The organism is Actinomadura logoneensis (genome assembly GCF_003428695.1).
GTDB lineage: Bacteria > Actinomycetota > Actinomycetes > Streptosporangiales > Streptosporangiaceae > Spirillospora > Spirillospora logoneensis.
In genome coordinates, this window is the sequence record NZ_QURH01000057.1 from 1 (window position 1) to 4,702 (window position 4,702).

The following is a 4,702-nucleotide window of genomic DNA, read 5'->3' on the forward strand; positions in this document are numbered from 1 at the left end:
ACACGCTCGATCTCGGTGTCACGACCGATCACCGGATCCAGCTTGCCCTCACGCGCCGCCTGCGTCAGATTCCGACCGAACTGATCCAGCACCAGCGAAGTCGACGGCGCCGACTCCGACGGCCCACCCGACGACGCCGGCTCCTTGCCACCGGAGTACCCGTGCAGCAACTGGATCACCTGCTGCCGCACCCGGTTCAGATCCGCGCCCAGCTTCACCAGCACCTGCGCCGCGACACCCTCACCCTCCCGGATCAACCCCAGAAGGATGTGCTCGGTGCCGATGTAGTTGTGGCCCAGCTGCAACGCCTCACGCAGCGACAGCTCCAGGACCTTCTTGGCCCGCGGAGTGGCCACACCCTCACCCTCGTGGATCAGACCCAGGAGGATGTGCTCGGTGCCGATGTAGTTGTGGTTGAGCATCCTGGCCTCTTCCTGAGCCAGAACGACAACCCGCCGCGCGCGGTCGGTGAACCTCTCGAACATCTCGTCGCTCCTCACAGAGCGGTTGGACAGGGTCCGGAACGTCCGGACCCGCCCTTCCGCATGCTAGCCCGCCCCGAGGAGGCCGCCCGGTGCACTCCCACCAGAAGACGTTCCCCAGCTAAGCGCTGTTCATCCTCATTCAACTACCGCACAGACGCGGCATGTTCCCGCTACGCCGCGAGCGAACGGGCCTTTGCCCGGGCCGTTCCCGAGCGCCTCACCAGCACTTTCGCGAAGGGGCGGGGCGGTCACGGGGCAACCCTTCCGCTCCGGCGGCGGATGAATCACGACCCGTGTACGCCACAAGCGAACGGACGGCACCGCCCGAACGGCCGTACCGGAGTGAACGCCCGCCCCTCCCGGCCGCTTCCCGGCCCACTGTCAAGATCATTCCCTCGACCGGGCCCGCGTCGTCTCGATCAAGCGCGGGTCTCGGGCGCGGATGTTCGGGCGCTCGGGCGTCGGGTCGGCGGAATGCGAACGGCCCGCCCCTTTGTCGCCGGTTTCGCGGCTGACGATGGAAGCGGGCCGGTCGGTCCGGACGAGCCGGTGCGGGCCGTGTCGGTCCGGTCGGCGGGCCCCTGAGCCCCCGCGGGGATCTCTCCCCACCCCCGCCGACCCGGTTCCGGTCGGCCGCGGGGCCGACCGGCGCGACTAGTTGGCGGCCTCGTACTGCTCGATCACGTTGGCCGGGATGCGACCGCGCTCGTTGACCTTGATGCCCCGAGCCTTGGCCCAGGCGCGGATCTCCGCGCTGCGCTCACGGCTGGACGCGCCGCGCTGGCGGCGCCGGCGCTGGGTGCCCGCCTTGCGGGACACCTCCACGAACGGCTGAAGAGAATCCCGCAGCTTCTTCGCATTGGCGCTACTGAGGTCGATCTCGTAGGAGGCGCCGTCGATCGAGAACGCTACGGTCTCGTCCGCCTCGCCACCGTCGAGGTCGTCGACGAGAAGCACCTGAACCTTCTGTGCCATGAGGACAGACCTTTCAGACTGGAGCAAACTGCATTCGGCTGCAAACATATACCGCGAAGCGCGTCGATGACAATTCGACACCCGCGATGAACTTTGCTTCCCCCACGGTAACTCATCGTAATCACGCCCCATCCGAAACGGGCATGATCCTGCGCATCCGGGCGGGAGACCGCCGCCGATCGGGGGAAATCCGGGGCGCGCCGCTTAACGGCCGGGGCTCGATCGTCCCACGAGCCGACGATTAACCCCGACGTAACGCCCCTAACCGCCCGCCGAGCCGCCCCGGGACAACACCCCGAAGGCCGTCCAAAGTTCAGCGGAACGGCAGTGTTCCGGAGTCGCCTAAGGGGCGTTGAAGGCGTCCGGAAGTCCTACGCAAGTCCGGCGTGAAGGTGGTGCGAAGGTGGCGTGAACCCCGTGCCGCAGGGCCTCCGGCAAACTCTCGCCGCAAAGTCCGCGGGCGCCGGAACTCTCCAACGCTCCCGCGCGGACGGGCCGCGCGGACGCGCGAGCGGCATCGCAACTCCCCCAAGTAAGGAGGATTTGCGCGCATTATGTCAGTCGAAGGTGTTCTTCACCACGCCGGTTCCCGCCAGGCGGTCGTGCACCGCCCGCCGCTCCGGCCCGCGCAGCGCCAGCGCCGCGTTCACGACCCAGAAGAACCCGGCGAGGAGGCCGAGCACGGGAACGGGCCGCAGCGCGATCGGGACCGCGTAGACGGCCGCCCGCAGGCCCGCGCGGACGGCGTCCGGACGCGACCCGTCCTCGGTGACGACCCGGACGCCCGCCAGCCTCTTGCCGAGCGTCCGTCCCCACAGCGCGACCTGGACGGCGTCGTAGACGAGCAGAACGGACGCGACCAGGGTCGGGGACCAGCGGTCCGCCGTCTCGTGGGGCAGCACCTCCCGCAGGATCAGCACCACGGGCAGGCCCACGACCAGCGTGTCCGCGACCCGGGCGAGCAGGCGCTGCCCCGGCTCGGCGAGGATGCCGCCCTCGCCGTCCGGGCCGTCCACACCCTCCGCCGGGACCGCCGCGGTGCCCGGCTCGGCCGCCCCGACCGGGACGCCGGGGTCGAGCGCGGGCTCGAAGGGCGCCCCCTCGGCGCCGGCCGTTCCGGGCGGCTCGGCGCCCTCCCAGCCTTCGGCGGAGCGGTCGCCGGCACGCTCGTGCGCGCGTCCGCCCGGCGCCGTCATCGGCCGGTCCTAGTAACCGCCGTGGCCTGACTGGCCGCTTTCGTAGGACGATCCATATCCCTGGTCGTAACCTTGGTCATATCCCGCGTCCTCGTATCCCGCCCGTTCGTCGATGACGACGGTTCCGGCGAGCCGGTCATGCAGGGCCTGGTGCAGCGGCTCGTCCCAGATGGCCCACAGATACGCCATCAGCATGCCTCCCGCGACGAGCAGTTCGCCGGTGAACGCGTAGTCCCAGACCTTCACGGCGAGGATGAGAAAGAAGAAGACGCCGATCTGGTAGCCGATGTTGTTGATGGCCGCGCGCCAGACGGCGTGCGAGCCGCCGAGCGGTTCGCCCAACGGTTGCGCGCGCACCACGCCGACGCCGAGCCACCGCTTCCCGAGCGTCCGGCCCCACATCGACAACTGGATCGCCTCGTAGAGGAACGGAAGGACGGCCATCACGGCGAAGAGCGTGATGAAGATCGGCCAATTCCAGATCCCGCCCTCGTTCGCGGTCTTCTTGCTCGAACCGCCCGCGCCGGTGACCGCGAGGGTGATCGGGAGGACGAGCGCGAAACCGAATGCCGACACGAGGATGCCGTCGATGATTCGCGCGCCCGCGCGGCGCAGGATCGGCGCGGGGACGAGCGCCGGAGGGCCGGACTCCTCGTATTGCCCGTCGGACGACTCGTACGCGGCGGCATAGTCGGTCGTCTGGTTCGCGTCCTCCTCGTTCCAGGACGGCGTTCCGCCGCTCCGTTCCCATTGCCGGGTGCCGGGCTGCCGCCCCCACTGCTCCGTCTGCCGCTGGTCCCATTGCGGTTCGGGCTGCCGCTGCAGTTCCGACTGCGGCTGCGGATGCTGCGGCTGGTGCCACTGCTGCTGCTGCTCGGGTCGGGGGGACGTCTGCCACTGCTGCGGCGGCGCCCCGTACGAGGGGTCTCCGTGGGACGGCTGGTCGTGCCGTCCCCGGCGGGGGAAGTCACTCATGGGTCAATCCTCCAGGCGGAGCAGCATCCGGGTGTTTCCCAACGTATTGGGCTTCACCCGGTCGAGGTCCAAGAACTCGGCCACGCCTTCGTCGTAGGAGCGCAGAAGTTCCTCGAACACCTCGTGGGACACGGGCGTTCCGAGGATCGGACGGAATCCGTGGCGGGCGAAGAAGTCCACCTCGAACGTCAGGCAGAACACGCGCCGGACGCCGAGCTCGCGCGCGGTCTCCAGCAGCCGGGTCACGATGCGGTGCCCGACGCCCCGTCCGCCGTACCCCTTGTCGACCGCGACCGACCGGACCTCCGCCAGGTCCTCCCACATCACGTGCAGCGCGCCGCAGCCGATGATCGGCGCGGGACCGTCCGGGACGGCGGCCTGGCGGTCCTCGGCGACCCAGAACTCCTGGACGTCCTCGTACAGCGAGACCGTGGTCTTGCGCAGCATCCGCGGCCCGGGACCGGCGTAATGGCCGATCAACCGGGCGATCTCCTGCACGTCGGGCGTGCGGGCCCGCCTGATCACCACTTCCACAAGCAGGCGACGCTATCGGACTCGGCGGGATCCGCCGAGTCCGGGACGCTCCGGGCGGGCGGCGCGCCGGAAACCGTGCCGGAAAAGGGGAGAAGCGGGTGGCAGAACGGTCCATCGGGGAGACAGAACGGTCACTTTAGGAGAAGGACGGCGGCGCGTCCGCCGTTTCGCATGTTCCGGTTGGCATCCCCTTCCGGCTCCGTTAGTGTCCGGCTCTGAATCGGGTTTCGGACCGTAACCGACCCGTTCCGCCGAGTATCCGGGCCGCAGCCGGCCGTCCGGGAGCCGGGGACCCGCCTTCGACGACGCCGCGCGGCACGGGCCGCGCCGGTCGCCGACCGGGGTGAATCCGCCGAACGCCCACGACCGCCGCCTCCGCGGCGGTCCGCGCCGCGCGTCCGGCCGACGGGCTGCTCCTGCCCGAACCCGACAGCTAACCCGGTAGGCGGACGAGGAGAGGAGATCGCGTGGAGCCATCGCGCCCAGCCGCACCGCCGCACGCCCGCCGCGGGGCCGCGCCGCCCCGGGCCGTCCCCC

At 70.2% G+C, this 4,702-nt stretch carries 5 protein-coding genes; all 5 read right to left on the reverse strand.

Annotated elements, in window-relative coordinates; translation table 11 throughout:
• On the reverse strand, nucleotides 1-485 hold a 485-nt coding region (locus tag DZF91_RS02995; RefSeq protein ID WP_328589108.1), incomplete at its 3' end, for a Clp protease N-terminal domain-containing protein.
• 654 nt (nucleotides 486-1,139) lie between these two features.
• On the reverse strand, nucleotides 1,140-1,460 hold the full coding sequence (locus DZF91_RS03000) for a histone-like nucleoid-structuring protein Lsr2 (RefSeq protein ID WP_026414171.1): 321 nt from the start codon (nucleotides 1,458-1,460) through the stop codon (nucleotides 1,140-1,142).
• A gap of 557 nt (nucleotides 1,461-2,017) precedes the next feature.
• On the reverse strand, nucleotides 2,018-2,656 hold the full coding sequence (locus DZF91_RS03005; RefSeq protein ID WP_117355975.1) for an RDD family protein: 639 nt from the start codon (nucleotides 2,654-2,656) through the stop codon (nucleotides 2,018-2,020).
• A 9-nt stretch (nucleotides 2,657-2,665) separates the two neighbouring features.
• Nucleotides 2,666-3,631 (reverse strand): RDD family protein, encoded by a 966-nt coding sequence (locus DZF91_RS03010; RefSeq protein WP_117355976.1) that lies wholly within the window; start codon nucleotides 3,629-3,631, stop codon nucleotides 2,666-2,668.
• A 3-nt stretch (nucleotides 3,632-3,634) separates the two neighbouring features.
• A complete protein-coding gene (locus DZF91_RS03015; RefSeq protein ID WP_407920871.1) occupies nucleotides 3,635-4,165 on the reverse strand; it encodes an amino-acid N-acetyltransferase in 531 nt (176 codons plus the stop codon).
• Nucleotides 4,166-4,702 lie beyond the last annotated feature (537 nt).

Coding starts and splice junctions, on each gene's coding strand:
- DZF91_RS03000 (WP_026414171.1), bottom strand. CDS start 1,460: ATGGCACAGAAGGTTCAGGTGCTTCTCGTCGACGACCTCGACGGTGGC.
- DZF91_RS03005 (WP_117355975.1), bottom strand. CDS start 2,656: ATGACGGCGCCGGGCGGACGCGCGCACGAGCGTGCCGGCGACCGCTCC.
- DZF91_RS03010 (WP_117355976.1), bottom strand. CDS start 3,631: ATGAGTGACTTCCCCCGCCGGGGACGGCACGACCAGCCGTCCCACGGA.